Raw genomic sequence first — 16,792 nt, 5'->3', positions numbered from 1 at the left:
CCCTCAGTCCTTGGCCACGGCGCGCAGCCGGTCCACCACATCGGCCCGCAGGTCAGCGGGGGCGAGCACCATCACGTCCGGGCCGAACTCGACGAGCCAGGCGTCCAGGCCGTGCCCGTACGGAATCTCCAACTCGTCCCACCCGTCACCGAGTTCCCGGCAGTGCGTGGCCCGCGAGCGCAGCGGGTAGCCGGCCCCGCTGCGCAGCTTGATCAGCGCGGTGCGGGTGGCGGTCTCCCCCGCCCAGGTCTCGACGGTCTCGCGGACGGTCACCACGTCCGGCACGTCGGCGGTGAACGCGCCGGAGCGGGAACGGACCTTACCGGTGATCCGGGACAGCCGGAACACCCGCTCCGCACCGCGCTCGCGGTCCCAGCCGGCCAGATACCAGTGGCCGCGCCAGCATTCCAGCGTCCAGGGTTCGACCTGCCGGGGTTCCGGTCGGGCCGCGTTGGCCTTGCGGTAGTCGAAGGTCACCGGGCGGCGGTCGCGGCAGGCCAGCATCAGCGGCTCGAAGGCCGCCTCGTGTACGGGGATACGTGGCTCCAGCGCGCCGTGCTGCACGGCGTACGGATCGCCGGCCTCCGGCATACCGGCCGCCCGCAGCTTCTGCAGCGCGCCGCTGGCCGCCCCGGCCAGCCGGGCCTGCTGCCAGACCTTCGCGGCGAGTCCGAGAGCCGCGGCCTCCTCGGCGTCCAGCGCGACGGGCGGCAGCCGGTTGCTGTCGCGGCGCGCGAGATATCCCGCGTCCCCGTCGAGATTCTCGACGGTTTCGATGACCAGGCCGAGTTCGCGCAGATCGTCCTTGTCCCGCTCGAACATCCGGTTGAAGGACTCGTCGGAGCCCGCCTCCAGATAGGCCTCGATGGAACTCCTCAGCTCCCGCTTGCTGAGCGGGCGGCGGGTTCCGAGCAGGCACAGCGCCAGATTCATCAGTCGCTCGGCCTTGGCAATCGCCATCGACGCCCTCTCCGGTGTCCTGGGCAGGTCTTCCGTGGCGTTCCCCGCGGAAGAGTGCAGCACGCTCTACGACCGTCGACCGTACCGCCCTGTGGTGCCGGGACAAAAGCCGAGGGTCCGTGCCGGCAGGCACGGACCCTCGGAAGTGATCGGTTCCGATCAGACCCCGACCAGGTCGCAGACGAAGATCAGCGCCTCGCCCGGCTTGATACGGCCGCCCGCACCACGGTCGCCGTAGGCGAGGTGCGCGGGAATGGTCAGCTGACGGCGGCCGCCGACCTTCATGCCCTGCACACCCTGGTCCCAGCCGGCGATGACCTGGCCGACACCGAGCTGGAACTGCAGCGGCGTGCCCCGGTTCCAGCTCGCGTCGAACTCCTCGCCGGTGGAGAAGGCCACACCGACGTAGTGGACCTTGACGGTGTCGCCGGCCTTGGCGACAGCGCCCTCGCCCTCCCAGATGTCCTTGATCTCCAGGTCGGCCGGCGGCTCGCCACCCGGGAAGTCGATCTCGGGCTTCTCGATGCTCACGTAATTGCTCCTACTTCTCGACACTGGGCAACCGGGACAGTCTTACACTGCCGCCACAATGTCGACGACGAAGACCAGCGTCGAATTGGCCGGCAGCGTGGCGCCCTGGGCCTTGTCGCCGTAGGCCAGCTCCGGCGGGATGACCAGCAGCACCCGGTCGCCGACCTTCTTGCCCACCAGGCCCTGGTCCCAGCCCTTGATGACCTGGCCCTCACCGATGGCGGTGGCGAACGGCGCGCCGCTCTTCCACGAGGTGTCGAAGAGAGTCGCGGACGCCTTGCCCTCATTGGGCTTCCAGGCGGCGCCGCTGTACTGCATGTAGACGGTCTGGCCCTTCTTCACCGTGGCGCCGTCGCCCTGGATCAGCACCTGGTCGGTGAGCTTCTTGGGCGGGTCGTTCTTCGGTACCGAGATGGTGGCGGCCGCGTCCTTGTCCGCCTTGATCTGCGGCAGGTTCGAGGGGATGGCCGCCTGAGTGCCGTGGGCGCGCTTCGGGATCACCTTCTGGATGTCCAGGGTGAAGACCAGCGTGTCCTTACCGGTGACGCCGAGCTGCTGCTGGCCCGCACTGCCGAAGGCGGCGCTCGGCGGTGCGACGACGAGCACCCGGCTGCCGATCTTCTGTCCGAGCACGGCGTCCGCGAAGGCCGGGATGATGGTCTTCGAACCGGCGGTGATGAGCTGGGGCGCGCCGCCCTTGTCGTACGAGCTGCCCAGGTCCTTGCCGCTCTTCCACACCTTGCCGGTGTAGCCGGCCATCACCAGGTCGTCCTTCTTGACCACGGCGCCGGTGCCCTGGGAAAGCGGGTGGACGACGAACTTCCCGCTCGGGTTCTGCTTGGGAACGGTGATGGCGGCCTTCTTGCCCGCCGCTCCGCTCACGGTGGGCAGCGGGGACGCCGAATCGACAGGCTTGGGGACGGCGGGCGCCGAAGCGGATTTGGAGGGCGACGGAGCCGATTCGTCCTTCTTCTTGGAGCCCCCACCTCCACAAGCGGTCAGTACCAGGGCCGGCACGATGAGCAAGACGGCAAGACGGCGTCGCACAGTGGTCCTCGGGGTAGCGGGGAAGGTCAGTGGGCGCCACTCTACGACCCCGAGTCCGCCGGACGGGCTCACGGCGGGCAGAAGAATCCCGCACACGCCGGTGTGCGGGGTTCTTCTGTCGGACAGGTGCGGACGGTCACATTCCGGCGATCAGCTTCTCCACCCGGTCGTCCACCGACCGGAACGGATCCTTGCAGAGCACGGTGCGCTGTGCCTGGTCATTGAGCTTGAGGTGTACCCAGTCGACCGTGAAGTCCCGCCGCTGCTCCTGCGCCCGGCGGATGAAGTCTCCGCGCAGCCGCGCCCGGGTGGTCTGCGGGGGCACCGACTTCCCCTCGAAGATCTTCAGGTCGTTGCAGATCCTGGTGGCCTGGCCCCGCTTCTCCAGCAGGTAGTACAGACCACGCCGCCGGTGGATGTCGTGATAGGCGAGGTCTATCTGAGCGACCCGCGGATTCGACATGGTCATGTTGTGCTTGTCCCGGTACCGCTCGATGAGCTTGTACTTCATGACCCAGTCGATCTCGGTGTCGATCCGGTCGAGGTCCTCGGCCTCGATCGCGTCGAGGGTGCGGCCCCAGAGCTCCAGGACCTGCTCGACCTGGCCGGTTCTGATGCCGCGCCGGTCCACGAAGTCGACGGCCTTCTCGTAGTACTCGCGCTGGACCTCGAGCGCCGAGGCCTCGCGCCCGCTGGCGAGGCGCACCTTGCGCTGGCCCGTGGTGTCGTGACTGACCTCGCGGATGGCCCGGATCGGGTTCTCCAGGGTCAGATCGCGCATCACCGTGCCCGCTTCGATCATGCGCAGCACCAGGTCGGTGGCGCCGACCTTGAGCATCATGGTCGTCTCGGACATGTTCGAGTCGCCGACGATGACGTGCAGCCTGCGGTAGCGCTCGGCGTCCGCGTGCGGCTCGTCGCGGGTATTGATGATCGGACGGGAGCGGGTGGTCGCGGAGCTGACACCCTCCCAGATGTGCTCCGCTCGCTGGCTCACGCAGTAGACCGCTCCGCGTGGCGTCTGCAGTACCTTGCCGGCGCCGCAGAGCAATTGGCGGGTGACGAGGAACGGAATGAGAATGTCCGCGAGCCGGGAGAACTCGCCGTGCCGGGCCACCAGGTAGTTCTCGTGGCAGCCGTACGAGTTTCCCGCCGAGTCTGTGTTGTTCTTGAAGAGATAGACGTCGCCCGCGATTCCCTCCTCGTGCAGGCGGCGTTCGGCGTCGACGAGCAGACCTTCGAGAATGCGCTCGCCGGCCTTGTCGTGAGTGACCAGTTCAGCCACGTTGTCGCACTCGGGAGTTGCGTATTCCGGATGCGATCCCACGTCGAGGTAGAGGCGGGCACCGTTCCGCAGGAAGACATTGCTGCTGCGGCCCCATGACACAACACGGCGGAAGAGGTAGCGCGCCACTTCGTCAGGGGACAGACGGCGCTGTCCCCTGAATGTGCACGTGACGCCGTACTCGTTCTCCAGCCCGAAAATGCGGCGATCCATGACTGAACATTACGCCTGATGGCCTGTCCTGAAACCGGGTTCGGCGGCCCCGTTCCGATCATTTTCGGAAGTGACCACCCCGGAGTCCTCATGTTCGGGAGCACGGCCGGCACCATGGCCCGGAGCTGCGAGGACCCGCCGGGTGGCCAGCAGGACGATCAGCGCGGCGATTCCCCCGCCGCCCGCTGCCGCGAAACCGGCGGCCACGCCTCCGACTTCCACCGCCGGTCCGGCAACGGCCGTCCCCAATGCGGCGCCTACCCCGAACGTGGTCACCAGCCAGGAGAACGCCTCGGTCACCGTCCCGCGCGGCGCATGCCGGTCGACGACGATGAAGGCGCAGGCGATGGCCGGCGCGAGCGACACGCCGGCCAGCGTCATCAGGACCGTCATGGCGGCCGCTCCGGGCACCAGGATCAGTGGCAGATAGCCCAGTGCGAGGCATCCGACGACGACCCGCAGCCGCTGTTCCGCCGTCCCCGGCCACTGGCGCGCCCCGTACGCCAGCCCACCGGCAAGCGCACCCAGGCCGATCGCCGCCATCAGTACGCCGTACACCGCGTCGCCGCCGTGGTCGTCGGCATAGGCGACCGCGGCCACCGTGATGGAGCCGAGAGCCAGGCCGACGAAGAAGAACGCGCCCAGCAGTGCGAGCAGGCCGCTGGAGCGCAGTGCGCCCAACCAGTGGGCTTCGCGCGGCGCCGAGCGCCAGCTGCGGGAGGGCTCCGACAGGACCACGGAGAGCGCACCCAGCACGCCGAGCGCGTTCACCGCCACCAGGGCGGTCGACTCGGACCAGAGCGACACCGCCAGGGTGACGAGCAGCGGACCGACGGTGAACATCACTTCCTGGGCCACCGCGTCCATCGCGTAGGCGGCGTGCACCCGGTCCTCCCGCTTGAGCACACTGGGCCACAGGGCGCGCAGTGCGCCCTCGAGCGGCGGGGTGAAGAGTCCAGCCACCAGCATGGCGACGACCGCGAGCCCGACCGGATCGATACCGACCGCGGCGAACAGCACCATGCCGAGCGCCGAGATCACCGCCGAAGGCAGCATCACCCGCGGCTGGCCGTACAGGTCCACGGCCCGGCCGAGCAGCGGCTGGCCGACCGCGGTGGCCAGGCCGTAGACGGCGGAGAGCAGCCCGGCAAGTGAGTAGCTGCCGTCCTGCGCCCGGACGAAGAGCACCACGGCGATCGCCGCGGTCGCGTTCGGCAGGCGGCCGACCAGGGTGCCGGACAGCAACCGGGTCACATGCCGGGTGCCGAGGAGTTCCGCGTAGCCCGCGGCCATGTCCGCCCCTCTCTGCCCGGCGCGCCGGATGTCTCCGACCTGGTTCCGACGCGCTCAGGTGTTACGTATAACGTCCGGAGTTATACGTATCATGAGCGCAGACCGGAGGTCCAGACGGCCGCACGTCGGCCGAGGACGGTGACCGGCCGAGTGGAGGACCGAGTGAACGCCCGAGCAGGTGCCCGCCCCGATCCCCGGGCGGCAAGCCCGGAGCAGACCGCCCCGACCCGCCCGACCAGTCGCGATGTCGCACGTGCGGCCGGTGTCTCGCAGGCCAGTGTCTCCCTGGTGCTCGGCGACAAATGGCGTGGCCGGGTCTCCGAGCGCACCGCCGGACTCGTGCGCGAGGCGGCCCGGCAGCTGGGCTATCGCCCCAATCTCGCGGCTCGCAATCTGCGCCTCGGCAGCACGCGTACGGTGCTGCTGGTGGTCCCCGCGCTCACCACCGAGTTCTTCGCCCGCGTCTACACCGGCGCGGCGTCGGCCGCGGCGGAACACGACTTCGGGGTGGTTCTCTATCCCTCCCCCGACGGCGTGGGCCCGGCCAGGGACCCGTTCGCCTCCGCACGCACCGCCCTGGACGGCGTCATCGCCTCTTCGATGGCCGTCGGTGCGCTGGCCGCCATCCGGGGCTCCGACCTGCCCCTCGTGATGCTGGACAGCGACCCCGCCCAGTCCGGGGCCGCCGCGCACGTGAATCTGGACATCGCCGACGGCATGCGTCAGGTGACGGGCCATCTGCTCGCCCTCGGCCATCGCCGCTTCGTGCATCTCGCCCCGTCGATCGACTCCTGGACCTTCGACGTACGCGCCGACGCGCTGCGAACGGCGCTGCGCGGCGCGGAGGTCAGCACGGTCACCGCCGCGCTGGAGGTCGACGCCGCACGACGGGCCGCGGAACGGGCGCTGGGCGGGCCGGGGCCCCGGCCGACCGCGGTGATCTGCGACGACGACATCCTGGCCGCCGGTGCCTGCAAGGCGGCCAGGCGGCTCGGGCTGCGGGTGCCGGAGGATCTGTCCGTCACCGGTTTCGACGACCTCGCGCTGGCCACCGCCATCGAGCCCGAACTCACCACGGTGGCGCTGCCGGCCGAGGAGATCGGGCGGCGCGGTATGACGGCGCTGCTGGCCGTACTCGACGGGCGGCAGCCGGCGAGCGGCGACCTGCCGGTCAGCCTGCTGGTCCGCGGGTCGACGGCGCCACCGCCGGCCGGCTGAGACCCACCCGCGCGGGAACCACGGCGCCCCGGACCGCGCGAGCGGGCCGGGGCGCCGGGTGAGGAGCCGGTGGTGGCTACTCCTCCTCTTCCTCGTCGGAGGGCGCGTCCGTCTTGGTGACCGCCGCGTCGTCGGCCGCGAGCAGCCGGGACAGCTGACGGCCCACGATGCGCTTGAACTTGCGCTTCTGCGGCCGCGTGCGGTCCAGCACCGCCACCTCCAGTCGCTCGGCCGGGATCTCCCGCTCGCCTCCGTTGGTGTCCCGCGACAGGGCCTGTACGGCCAGTTTCAGCGCCTCCGCCAGGGTCATTCCCTCCCGGTGCTGCTGGTCGAGGAAGGAACTGATCGTCTCGGAGTTGCCACCGACCGCGACCGAACCGTGCTCGTCCACGATGGATCCGTCGTGCGGCAGCCGGTAGATCTGGTCGCCGTCCGGCTCGGCGCCCACCTCGGCGACGACCAGCTCCACCTCGTACGGCTTCTCGGCCGCACTGGAGAAGATCGTGCCCAGCGTCTGCGCGTAGACGTTGGCCAGACCACGGGCCGTCACATCGTCGCGGTCGTAGGTGTAGCCGCGGAGATCCGCGTAGCGCACTCCGCCGATCCGCAGATTCTCGTATTCGTTGTACTTACCGGCGGCCGCGAAGCCGATCCGGTCGTAGATCTCGCTGAACTTGTGCAGCGCACGGGACGGGTTCTCGCCGACGAACACGATGCCGTCGGCATACTGCAGCACAACCAGGCTGCGACCACGGGCGATGCCCTTCCGGGCGTATTCCGCCCGGTCGGCCATGGCCTGCTGGGGTGAGACATAGAACGGCGTCGACACCGGCTATCCGTCCCTTTCTGTCAGTGACGAGTGCATCGGAAGACCTCAGAGCAGTGGGGCACGGGGGCCGTCGGGCTGCTCGAGGCGCCGCTCCAGGATCGAACGGGCGAGCTCGGCGCCCTCCGCCTCGGTCAGCCTGCGGAAGCCCTCATCGCTGATGACGGTGACGATCGGATAGATACGACGGGCCACATCGGGGCCGCCGGTCGCCGAGTCGTCGTCGGCAGCGTCGTACAGCGCCTGCACGACCAGGGTGGTGGCCTGCTGCTCCGTCAGGTCGTCGCGGTAGAGCTTCTTCATCGAGCCCCGGGCGAAGATGGAGCCGGAGCCCGTCGACGCATAGCCGACCTCCTCGGAGCGCCCGCCCGTGACGTCGTAGGAGAAGATCCGGCCCTTCTCCCGGTCCACGTCGTAACCGGCGAAGAGCGGCACGACGGCGAGCCCCTGCATGGCCATGGCGAGATTGCCGCGGATCATGGTGGAGAGCCGATTGGCCTTGCCCTCCAGGGAGAGGGTGGCGCCCTCCACCTTCTCGAAGTGCTCCAGCTCCAGCTGGAAGAGTTTGACCATCTCCACGGCCAGACCGGCGGTGCCCGCGATACCGACGGCCGAGTACTCATCGGCCGGGAAGACCTTCTCGATGTCGCGCTGGGCGATCATGTTTCCCATGGTCGCGCGACGGTCGCCGGCGAGGACCACCCCGCCGGCGAACGTCGCGGCCACGATGGTCGTCCCGTGCGGCGCCTCGAACGCGCCCTGCACCGGCGGCAGCGCGCGGCTGCCCGGCAGGATCTCCGGCGCGTGGTCGGACAGGAAGTCCATGAAGGAGGATGAGCCCGGCGTCAGGAAGGCGGCCGGCAGACGCCCGGTGCTACGAGGGTTGGCTTCCACGCGTTTCCTTCCGGATAGGCGGCGGCCCGCTTCTGAAAGGCCGGGCCGATCTTGTGATCTGTTCACGGACCTTACCCGCGCCCGCGCCGGTCATCCGCGCCGGTGCCATCGGCTTTCGCCGACAGCACCGGCAGAGGAGAACACGCGTTACTCGCCGCCCTTTTGGACGAAGGACCGCACGAAGTCCTCGGCGTTGGACTCGAGGACGTCATCGATCTCGTCGAGGACGTCGTCGACGTCGTCGCTCAGCTTCTCCTGGCGCTCCTTCAGGTCCTCCGAGCCCTGCGCCTCGGGCGCCTGCTCCTCGGTCCCCTCAGTGTTGCGCGTCGCCTTCTGCTGTCCGCCGCCGGTGTCCTTGGTCGCCATCTACCTCACCCCGCTCGGTTCGATGTAACTGATCAGACCCGCTTGATCAGAGCCGCTTGATCCGACCCTACAAGCGTGGTCCGACATTGGCCTGGTACTTCCGTCAACGTCCGGAGCCCACCTGGATGATTCCCACGCCGCGGGCCTTTCAGCCGCCGCCGAGCACCCGGACCAGGTCCTCGGCCGTGCGGCACCGGTCCAGGAGCTCCTTGACGTGGTTGCGGGTCCCGCGCAGCGGTTCCAGGGTGGGAACCCGCTGGAGGGTGTCCCGCCCGGGCAGATCGAAGATCACCGAGTCCCAGGACGCCGCGGCGACGTCATCGGCGTACTGCTCGAGGCAGCGGCCGCGGAAATAGGCCCTGGTGTCCTCAGGAGGGTTCGTACGGGCGCTGGTGACCGCGGGCTCGTCCAGGAGGCGCTTCATCTTCCCGCGGGCCACCAGACGGTTGTACAGCCCCTTGTCGGGCCTGACGTCCGCGTACTGCAGATCCACCAGGTGCAGCCTGGCCGCGTCCCAGTCGACGTTGTCCCGGCGGCGGTAGCCTTCCAGGATTTCCCGCTTGGTGACCCAGTCGAGCTCGCCCGAGAGGCTCATCGGGTCGGTCTCCAGGCGGTTCAGCACGTCCTCCCAGCGGCCCAGGACGTCCTTGGTCTGCTCGTCCGCGTCCACCCCGTAGCGCTCCTCGACGTACTTCCTGGCCAGCTCGAAGTACTCCATCTGGAGCTGCACCGCGGTCAGCGTCCGACCGTTACGCAGCGTGACCAACTGGCCCAGCGTCGGATCGTGCGAGACCTGGTGCAGGGTCCGCACCGGCTGATCGACGGCCAGGTCCACGTTGATGAAGCCGTCCTCGATCATCGCCAGCACCAGGGACGTGGTGCCGAGCTTGAGATAGGTCGAGATCTCCGAGAGATTGGCGTCACCGATGATCACATGCAGTCGGCGGTACTTCTCGGCGTCGGAGTGCGGTTCGTCGCGGGTGTTGATGATCGGCCGCTTGAGCGTGGTCTCCAGGCCGACCTCGACCTCGAAGTAGTCCGCCCGCTGGCTGATCTGGAAGCCGTGCTCGTGGCCGTCCTGACCGATTCCGACCCGGCCGGCACCGATCACGACCTGACGCGAGACGAAGAACGGCGTCAGATGGCGCACGATGTCCGAGAACGGGGTCTCCCGCTTCATCAGGTAGTTCTCGTGCGTGCCGTACGAGGCGCCCTTGTTGTCCGTGTTGTTCTTGTACAGATGGATCGGCTGGGCACCGGGGACCCGGGCGGCCAGCTCCGCCGCCTCGGCCATGATGCGTTCGCCGGCCTTGTCCCAGAGGACGGCATCGCGCGGATTGGTGATCTCCGGCGAGCTGTACTCGGGGTGGGCGTGGTCGACATAGAGACGCGCGCCGTTGGTGAGGATGACGTTGGCCAGGCCGATGTCCTCGTCGGTCAGCTGGCTGCTGTCCGCGGTTTCGCGGGCGAGGTCGAAGCCCCGCGCGTCCCGCAGCGGATTCTCCTCCTCGAAATCCCAGCGGGCCCGCCGCGCCCGGTGCATCGCCGACGCGTAGGCGTTGACGATCTGGGACGAGGTGAGCATGGCATTGGCGTTCGGGTGACCCGGGACGGAGATGCCGTACTCCGTCTCGATGCCCATTACTCGCCGTACGGTCATGCGGCCCTCCTAGCCCGGCAGCGCCCCTTGCGGAAGCGTCGCTCAAGTACCGCTTCGTTCTCCGGTGCGTGCGCGGTCGCCCGTCTCCGCACTGCGCGACTCGGTGGTTACCGAAGAGCCTAGAACGCCGCTGCGCCGGTGGGGAGATCATTACAGGCATTGCTGTCCCTGCGGCCGAAGCCGGAAAACACGGCGGCTGCGGGTACCCTCCGAGGGCCCCGCAGCCGCCCTGTCTTTTACAGGTACTGACCGGTGTTTGCCACCGTGTCGATGGAGCGTCCGGTGTCCGCGCCCTGCTTTCCGGTGACAAGGGTACGGATGAAGACGATCCGCTCGCCCTTCTTGCCGGAGATCCGAGCCCAGTCGTCCGGGTTGGTGGTGTTCGGCAGGTCCTCGTTCTCCTTGAACTCGTCCACGCACGCCTGGAGCAGGTGGGAGACCCGAAGACCCTTCTGGCCCTGATCGAGGAAGTCCTTGATCGCCATCTTCTTGGCCCGGTCGACGATGTTCTGGATCATCGCGCCGGAGTTGAAGTCCTTGAAGTACAGGACCTCCTTGTCGCCGTTGGCGTACGTGACCTCGAGGAAGCGGTTCTCCTCGGACTCGGTGTACATCCGTTCGACGACCGACTGGATCATTGCGCTGACCGTGGAGTCCGGACTGTCCCGGTGCTCGGCCAGATCGTCCGTGTGCAGCGGCAGGGAGGCCGTCAGGTACTTCGCGAAGATGTCCTTGGCGGCTTCCGCGTCGGGGCGCTCGATCTTGATCTTCACATCGAGCCGGCCCGGCCGCAGGATCGCGGGGTCGATCATGTCCTCACGGTTGGAGGCGCCGATGACGATGACGTTCTCCAGCCCCTCCACGCCGTCGATCTCGGCGAGCAGCTGCGGGACGATGGTGTTCTCCACGTCCGAGCTGACACCGGAACCACGGGTGCGGAAGAGTGATTCCATCTCGTCGAAGAAGACGATGACGGGGGTACCCTCACTCGCCTTCTCCCGCGCACGCTGGAACACCAGGCGGATGTGCCGCTCGGTCTCACCGACGTACTTGTTGAGGAGCTCGGGACCCTTGATGTTGAGGAAGTAGCTCTTCCCCGCGGGCTGCCCGGTCACCTCGGCGACCTTCTTGGCAAGGGAGTTGGCGACGGCCTTGGCGATGAGCGTCTTGCCGCAGCCCGGCGGACCGTAGAGCAGGATACCCTTCGGCGGCCGCAGTTCGTGTTCCTTGAAAAGGTCGGGGTGCAGGTACGGAAGCTCGACCGCGTCGCGGATCAGCTCGATCTGGTCGCCCAGACCGCCGATCTTGTTGTAGTCGATGTCCGGGACCTCTTCGAGGACGAGCTCCTCGACCTCGCTCTTCGGCACCACCTCATAGACGTACCCGGACCTCGGGTCGAGCAGCAGGGCGTCGCCGGGGCGGATGGTGATGTCCAGCAGCGGCTCGGCGAGCCGCACCACCCGTTCCTCGTCGGTGTGCCCGATCACCAGGGCTCGATCGCCGTCCTCGAGGACTTCCTTGAGGGTGACGATGTCCCCGGCGCGCTCGAATTCCATGGCCTCGACCACGTTGAGCGCTTCGTTGAGCATGACTTCCTGGCCACGCCTGAGCTCGTCGAGCTCCACGCTGGGACTGACGTTCACCCGGAGCTTGCGGCCCCCGGTGAAGATGTCGCACGTGCCGTCCTCAATGGCCTGCAGGAAGACGCCGAAGCCGGCCGGCGGCTGTGCGAGCCGGTCGACCTCCTCCTTGAGAGCCACAATCTGGTCACGCGCCTCACGGAGCGTGTTGGCGAGCCGCTCGTTCTGCGCGGACACGCCTGCCAGATTCGTCTGCAGCTCGACGATCCGCTCTTCGAGAATCCTCGTGTGTCGCGGAGAGTCGGCGAGCTTGCGGCGCAGGACGGCGATTTCCTGCTCGAGATAGGCAACCTGGCCGGCGGGGTCCTCAGACCCTCGCGCGGGCCGGATGCCGCGGTTGATGTCGTCGTCGTGGGCTGCCACGGTCCTCACCTCCTCCAAGGGGAGCTGGACGCTTCCTGACCCTACCTGGGCGATCGGCGAATCAAACCCCTAGATCACAAAGACGTCGGAGTGTGTCCGATCTTCACTCTTGCGTACTCCCTCTCGTCAGGGAATACCCACCCAGCAGCGTCGGAAAGCCGCCGGTTGTATCGTCGAAGTGTTCAACACCCGTCAGGGGTGGCTCCAATGGGTTCAACCACGCAGGAAACGGCAGGAGAAATGACCGTGCAGGACGAGGCTCCCACCGACGCGGCCCAGGTGCTCGAGGTCTGGATCGACCAGGACCTCTGCACGGGCGACGGCATCTGCGCCCAGTACGCGCCCGAGGTCTTCGAGCTCGACATCGACGGACTGGCGTACGTGAAGAGCGCCGACGACGAGCTGCTCCAGGACGCCGGAGCCACCACACCGGTGCCGTTGCCGCTGCTGCAGGATGTCGTGGACTCGGCCAAGGAATGCCCGGGCGACTGCATTCATGTGCGCCGGGTTTCGGACCGCGTGGAGGTCTACGGCCCCGCGGCCGAGTGACGCCTCACACGGCGCGCGCCTGCGCCCGGGACGGCACCGAGCGTACGAACTTCCCACCCTGCCAGCGCCACTTGGCCTTCTCCCGTACATCGGGTTTCCACCGCGGTACTTCGGGTGACGAGTAGCCGAGCAGCGTCGCGGTGACCGCTCCGTCGTGCACCGCGAGGGCTCCGACCGTCTGCTCGCTACCCGGTGCGACGAGAGTCGCCACGACCCGCGGCGCGCCGCCCTCGGTGAGCGGCTGGGTGACCACGTAGACGCCGCTCGGCGGGGTTCCCATGCCCGCGTCGCAGCGGACCACGGCCACGGCCTCGGGCCGGCCGTCGCCGTCCAGGTCGCCGGTCGCCTTCCTGGTGACGACGCTGCCCACACCGCCGCACTTCAGGGGGAAGACGGCGGCCGCGGTGTCGGGCGCGGCGACCGTGGCCGGTTTTCCGCCGGGCTGCGATGCGGTGGCCGGGCCGGGCGTCACGAAGCCCGCCAGAGCGACGACGCCGGCCATCGCGGTGGCTGTCGCCAGCCATTGGACCGGGCTGGTCCGGGTGTGCGCGAGGTCCGGGAGGTCCGGGAGCGCGGAGGGCAGCACGCGGGGGTCTCCTGTGGGGCAGTTCCGGAGGGGGTGGCCAGAATGGTGCCACACGTCACACCCGTTCGGAACGCCGGGGTCCGTATGGTCAACGTAAAGATGCCGCCACCGAGTTCCCCCAGGTGCTGGGGAACTCGGTGGCGGCATCCGCGCGTTGTCGGCGCATCAGAGCGGCCTGCGGGGGCCGGCCGGGCTCAGGCGGAGCCGGCGTCGCGGATCAGCTCTCCTCGGCGGGCTTTTCCTGCGATGCCCGTCCTCCGGGGCCCTTGTAGTCCTCGCCGTACGCGCCCTTGGAGGGGCGACGGCGGCGCATCGGGGGTTCCACCCCGTCCGCCAGGCGGCGGGCGGTGACCAGGAAGCCGGTGTGGCCGATCATCCGGTGGTCGGGCCGGACGGCCAGACCCTCCACGTGCCAGTTGCGGATCATCGATTCCCAGGGCTGTGGCTCGGCGAAGCAGCCGATCTCCCGGATGGACTCCACGGTGCGCGAGAGCTGGGTGGTGGTGGCCACGTAGCAGCAGAGGATCCCGCCGGGCACGAGGGCCTTGGAGACGGCGTCCAGGCATTCCCACGGGGCGAGCATGTCCAGGATCACGCGGTCGACATCGGTGTCCGACAGGTTGTCCTGGAGATCGCCCACCGTGAGCTGCCAGGCCGGGTGCTGCCCGCCGAAGTAGCGCTCGACGTTCTGCGTGGCGATCTCGGCGAAGTCGGCGCGGCGCTCGTAGGAGTGCAGCATGCCCTGTTCTCCGATGGCACGCAGCAGGAAGCTGCTGAGCGCGCCGGATCCCACCCCCGCCTCGACGACGCGCGCACCGGGGAAGATGTCACCGAAGGCCAGGATCTGGCCTGCGTCCTTGGGGTAGACCACGGCTGCGCCGCGGGGCATGGACAGGACGAAGTCGGGGAGCAGGGGGCGCAGCGCAAGGTAGGCGACGTTTCCCGTGGTGCGGACAACGCTGCCCTCGGGAGCACCGATCAGCTCGTCGTGCGGAAAAGAACCCTTATGGGTGTGAAAGTTCTTTCCCGCTTCGAGGGTGAAGGTGTAGTGGCGACCCTTGGGGTCGGTGAGCTGTACCTGGTCCCCGACTTTGAAGGGCCCACGTCGGCGGGCGGCACCGGTCGGTTCGGACATGTGAGCAGCCTACCGGCCTCAGGAACCGGGGCGCGCCATCGCCTGGACGAATGCCCGTTCGACGTCGCTGGTGGAGAGTACGCCGTAGATCTCACCGGCCTCCTCCACCACCAGGTACTCGGTGGCCGGGCTGGCCCGGAGCTTGTCGAGGAGCGCCTCACCGGCCAGCTCCGCCGGGACCTTCATGCTCTCGGTGAGTTCCTGGGCGAGTCCACTGACGGCGACCCACGGACGGCGGTGCTCGGGCACACCGACGATGGCCGCCTCTCTGACCAGCGCGGTGGGGTCACCGTGACTGTCCACGACCACCAGGGCGCGCGCCCCCGCCTCGTTGGCGCGGCGCAGCGCCTCGGAGAGCGGTGTGGTGCTCTCCACCGGGACAGCGCGCCGGGTGAGCGTCCGGGCCCGGAGGTCGGGGAGGTGTTCGCGCAGGCGGGCCATCCGCAGGCTGTTGCCCGCGCCGGTCCAGATGATCGCGGCGAGAATCGCGGCCAGCAGCGCGTCCATCACCGTCTCCATGCCGCCGACGTCCGCGTTGGAGCCGGTGTGGGTGAGCAGCGGGAGGCCGATCAGGACGGTGACGGCGAGCGCCCGGCCGAACCAGGCCGCTGCGATGGTGCCGCTCATGGGCTTGCCGGTGATCTTCCAGACCACCGCGCGCAGCATCCGGCCGCCGTCCAGGGGGAGACCGGGGAGCAGGTTGAAGACGGCCACGATGAGGTTGGAGACCATCAGCCCGGCGAGCAGCACACCGGGGACGGTGCCCGGCTCGACGGTCTTCATCGCGAGGTAGAAGACACCGGAGAGCACCAGCGAGAGCAGCGGTCCGACGAACGCGAGGATGAACTCCCGACCCGGCGTCTCGGACTCCTTCTCGATCTCCGAGACGCCACCGAAGAACTGCAGCTGGATACGGCGCACCGGGAGCTTGAACCGCAGTGCGGCGACCGTGTGGGCCAGCTCATGGACCAGTACGGACGCGTAGAAGGCGACAGCGAAGAAGAGGGAGACCAGGTAGCGCAGGTTGCCGAGTTCGGGCAGCACCCGGTCCAGTTGGCCGCCGAAGACCCAGGTGATGAGCGCCGCCACCAGGAACCAGCTGGGGGCGACATAGACCGGCACCCCGAAGGGGCGGCCCATCAGGATGCCGCCACCCGGTGCGTCCCGGCGCTGCGGCTTACCGTCCTCGGGCGCGGAGCCGGGATCGGCCCTCTCCGTGCCGGGCCGCGGGCGCCCGCCGTCGCCGCTCTCGTCCACGATGTCCCTTCGTATCCTCAGGAAGCGTTCGCCACCCGTGGGGGGCTCTGCCGTCGATGGTATGCGGAACGATGTCGGTGGCGGGTCGTAGGGTCTTGTCATGACTACCGCCCAGCAGCCCACTTCACTCTCGCCGTCACGGGCGAGCGACTTCATGCAGTGTCCGCTGCTGTACCGGTTCCGGGTGATCGACAAGCTGCCGGAGAAGCCCAGCGCGGCGGCCACCCGGGGCACCCTGGTCCATGCGGTGCTCGAGCGGATGTTCGATGATCCGGCCGTGGACAGGACGGCTCCGCGGGCCAGAGCGCTGATTCCGGGGCAATGGGACCGGCTGCTCGCGTCGAAGCCCGAGCTCGCCGGTCTCTTCGCGGAGGATGCGGAAGGCGAACAGCTCGCCCAGTGGCTCGCGGAGGCCGAGCGGCTGGTCGAGCGGTGGTTCACGCTCGAGGACCCGACCCGGCTCGAGCCCGCGGAGCGGGAGCTGTTCGTCGAGACCGAGCTGGGATCGGGGCTGCGGCTGCGCGGCATCATCGACCGGGTGGATGTGGCGCCGACCGGCGAGGTGCGGATCGTCGACTACAAGACGGGCAAGGCGCCCCGACCGCAGTATGCCGAGGGTGCGCTGTTCCAGATGAAGTTCTACGCCCTGGTGGTCTGGCGACTGAAGGGGATCGTGCCGCGCCGGCTCCAGCTGGTGTATCTGGGAAACGGCGAAGTGGTGACCTACGACCCGGTGGAAGCGGACCTGCTGCGGGTCGAGCGCAAGTTGCTCGCGCTGTGGGAGGCGATCAAGAAGGCCACCGAAACGGGCGACTGGCAGCCCCGCCCCACCAAGCTGTGCGGCTGGTGCGACCACCAGGCGTTCTGCCCGGAATTCGGCGGCACCCCGCCGGTGTACCCGCTCGGCGTCACCCGCGTGGTCGACCCGGCCTGAGCCGCACCGCCGGTCCGGCCGGGGCTCACGGGCCG

Annotated in this window: 16 protein-coding genes; 3 read left to right on the top strand and 13 right to left on the bottom strand. The window is 68.8% G+C overall.

What is annotated here, in order from left to right:
- Positions 1 to 3: 3 nt before the first annotated feature.
- The 5 genes from AB0M87_RS18940 to AB0M87_RS18920 all read right to left on the bottom strand — a co-directional run bounded on the left by AB0M87_RS18940 (position 4) and on the right by AB0M87_RS18920 (position 5,329).
- On the bottom strand, positions 4 to 960 hold the full coding sequence (locus AB0M87_RS18940; RefSeq protein ID WP_365854794.1) for a WYL domain-containing protein: 957 nt from the start codon (positions 958 to 960) through the stop codon (positions 4 to 6).
- Between the two features lie 159 nt (positions 961 to 1,119).
- The gene (locus AB0M87_RS18935) at positions 1,120 to 1,491 is read right to left on the bottom strand and encodes an FKBP-type peptidyl-prolyl cis-trans isomerase (RefSeq protein WP_365854273.1); all 372 of its coding nucleotides are present in this window, start codon (positions 1,489 to 1,491) and stop codon (positions 1,120 to 1,122) included.
- Between the two features lie 42 nt (positions 1,492 to 1,533).
- Positions 1,534 to 2,538, bottom strand: coding sequence for an FKBP-type peptidyl-prolyl cis-trans isomerase (locus AB0M87_RS18930; protein ID WP_365854271.1), 1,005 nt, complete (start codon positions 2,536 to 2,538; stop codon positions 1,534 to 1,536).
- 136 nt (positions 2,539 to 2,674) lie between these two features.
- On the bottom strand, positions 2,675 to 4,036 hold the full coding sequence (gene pafA / locus AB0M87_RS18925; protein ID WP_365854269.1) for a Pup--protein ligase: 1,362 nt from the start codon (positions 4,034 to 4,036) through the stop codon (positions 2,675 to 2,677).
- A 9-nt stretch (positions 4,037 to 4,045) separates the two neighbouring features.
- A complete protein-coding gene (locus tag AB0M87_RS18920) occupies positions 4,046 to 5,329 on the bottom strand; it encodes an MFS transporter (protein WP_365854267.1) in 1,284 nt (427 codons plus the stop codon).
- Positions 5,330 to 5,491: 162 nt separating this feature from the next.
- On the opposite strand from AB0M87_RS18920, the gene AB0M87_RS18915 reads away from it, so the two are divergent.
- The gene (locus AB0M87_RS18915) at positions 5,492 to 6,547 is read left to right on the top strand and encodes a LacI family DNA-binding transcriptional regulator (protein WP_365854265.1); all 1,056 of its coding nucleotides are present in this window, start codon (positions 5,492 to 5,494) and stop codon (positions 6,545 to 6,547) included.
- A gap of 76 nt (positions 6,548 to 6,623) precedes the next feature.
- On the opposite strand, the gene prcA is transcribed toward AB0M87_RS18915, so the two are convergent.
- The 5 genes from prcA to arc all read right to left on the bottom strand — a co-directional run bounded on the left by prcA (position 6,624) and on the right by arc (position 12,296).
- Entirely contained in the window at positions 6,624 to 7,376 is a 753-nt protein-coding gene (gene prcA / locus AB0M87_RS18910; protein WP_365854263.1) for a proteasome subunit alpha, read from the bottom strand.
- Between the two features lie 45 nt (positions 7,377 to 7,421).
- A complete protein-coding gene (gene prcB, locus AB0M87_RS18905) occupies positions 7,422 to 8,267 on the bottom strand; it encodes a proteasome subunit beta (RefSeq protein ID WP_365854261.1) in 846 nt (281 codons plus the stop codon).
- Between the two features lie 147 nt (positions 8,268 to 8,414).
- Positions 8,415 to 8,633 (bottom strand): ubiquitin-like protein Pup, encoded by a 219-nt coding sequence (locus AB0M87_RS18900; RefSeq protein WP_365854259.1) that lies wholly within the window; start codon positions 8,631 to 8,633, stop codon positions 8,415 to 8,417.
- Between the two features lie 148 nt (positions 8,634 to 8,781).
- Entirely contained in the window at positions 8,782 to 10,293 is a 1,512-nt protein-coding gene (gene dop, locus AB0M87_RS18895) for a depupylase/deamidase Dop (RefSeq protein WP_365854257.1), read from the bottom strand.
- Positions 10,294 to 10,529: 236 nt separating this feature from the next.
- Complete coding sequence (arc, locus tag AB0M87_RS18890; protein ID WP_365854254.1) at positions 10,530 to 12,296, bottom strand: proteasome ATPase; 1,767 nt, start codon at positions 12,294 to 12,296, stop codon at positions 10,530 to 10,532.
- A 240-nt stretch (positions 12,297 to 12,536) separates the two neighbouring features.
- On the opposite strand from arc, the gene AB0M87_RS18885 reads away from it, so the two are divergent.
- Entirely contained in the window at positions 12,537 to 12,845 is a 309-nt protein-coding gene (locus tag AB0M87_RS18885) for a ferredoxin (protein ID WP_365854251.1), read from the top strand.
- 4 nt (positions 12,846 to 12,849) lie between these two features.
- Here AB0M87_RS18885 and AB0M87_RS18880 read toward each other — a convergent pair whose 3' ends face one another.
- The 3 genes from AB0M87_RS18880 to AB0M87_RS18870 form a co-directional block, all read right to left on the bottom strand.
- Positions 12,850 to 13,431 (bottom strand): hypothetical protein, encoded by a 582-nt coding sequence (locus tag AB0M87_RS18880; RefSeq protein WP_365854249.1) that lies wholly within the window; start codon positions 13,429 to 13,431, stop codon positions 12,850 to 12,852.
- 217 nt (positions 13,432 to 13,648) lie between these two features.
- A complete protein-coding gene (locus tag AB0M87_RS18875) occupies positions 13,649 to 14,566 on the bottom strand; it encodes a tRNA (adenine-N1)-methyltransferase (protein WP_365854247.1) in 918 nt (305 codons plus the stop codon).
- A gap of 18 nt (positions 14,567 to 14,584) precedes the next feature.
- Entirely contained in the window at positions 14,585 to 15,823 is a 1,239-nt protein-coding gene (locus AB0M87_RS18870; protein WP_365854245.1) for a site-2 protease family protein, read from the bottom strand.
- Between the two features lie 100 nt (positions 15,824 to 15,923).
- Here AB0M87_RS18870 and AB0M87_RS18865 point away from each other — a divergent pair, with 100 nt between their 5' ends.
- Positions 15,924 to 16,757: a RecB family exonuclease gene (locus AB0M87_RS18865; RefSeq protein ID WP_365854243.1), complete on the top strand. Its 834-nt coding sequence runs from the start codon at positions 15,924 to 15,926 to the stop codon at positions 16,755 to 16,757.
- Positions 16,758 to 16,792: the final 35 nt, after the last annotated feature.

Source organism: Streptomyces sp. NPDC051320 (genome assembly GCF_040682175.1).
Taxonomy (GTDB): domain Bacteria; phylum Actinomycetota; class Actinomycetes; order Streptomycetales; family Streptomycetaceae; genus Streptomyces.
This window is presented reverse-complemented; position numbering and strand designations above follow the sequence as displayed.

Coding starts and splice junctions, on each gene's coding strand:
- AB0M87_RS18940 (WP_365854794.1), bottom strand. CDS start 960: ATGGCGATTGCCAAGGCCGAGCGACTGATGAATCTGGCGCTGTGCCTG.
- pafA (WP_365854269.1), bottom strand. CDS start 4,036: ATGGATCGCCGCATTTTCGGGCTGGAGAACGAGTACGGCGTCACGTGC.
- AB0M87_RS18920 (WP_365854267.1), bottom strand. CDS start 5,329: ATGGCCGCGGGCTACGCGGAACTCCTCGGCACCCGGCATGTGACCCGG.
- AB0M87_RS18900 (WP_365854259.1), bottom strand. CDS start 8,633: ATGGCGACCAAGGACACCGGCGGCGGACAGCAGAAGGCGACGCGCAAC.
- dop (WP_365854257.1), bottom strand. CDS start 10,293: ATGACCGTACGGCGAGTAATGGGCATCGAGACGGAGTACGGCATCTCC.
- AB0M87_RS18885 (WP_365854251.1), top strand. CDS start 12,537: ATGACCGTGCAGGACGAGGCTCCCACCGACGCGGCCCAGGTGCTCGAG.
- AB0M87_RS18875 (WP_365854247.1), bottom strand. CDS start 14,566: ATGTCCGAACCGACCGGTGCCGCCCGCCGACGTGGGCCCTTCAAAGTC.
- AB0M87_RS18865 (WP_365854243.1), top strand. CDS start 15,924: ATGACTACCGCCCAGCAGCCCACTTCACTCTCGCCGTCACGGGCGAGC.